The organism is Bacillus sp. SIMBA_005 (assembly GCF_046535585.1).
GTDB lineage: Bacteria > Bacillota > Bacilli > Bacillales > Bacillaceae > Bacillus > Bacillus pumilus.
Genome location: NZ_JAWRWI010001043.1, coordinates 1 through 241, shown reverse-complemented (window position 1 = coordinate 241; position 241 = coordinate 1). Strand labels below are relative to the sequence as shown.

Below are 241 nucleotides of genomic sequence, written 5' to 3'. Positions count from 1 at the left end.
TATCTCCAGTTACACCAGTGGCGCCGGTTGGACCAGTATCTCCAGTTGCACCAGTGGCGCCGGTTGGACCAGTATCTCCAGTTGCACCAGTGGCGCCGGTTGGACCAGTATCTCCAGTTGCACCAGTGGCTCCTGTTGGTCCGATATCTCCAGTTACACCAGTGGCGCCGGTTGGACCAGTATCTCCAGTTACACCAGTTACTCCTGTTGGTCCGATATCTCCAGTTACACCAGTTACTCC

The 241-nt window shown here is 55.6% G+C and carries 1 protein-coding gene; it reads right to left on the bottom strand.

From position 1 onward, the window contains the following. Window positions 1-241 (bottom strand): hypothetical protein (locus SB660_RS23295; RefSeq protein ID WP_410584930.1); only part of this gene is annotated, 241 nt, incomplete at both ends.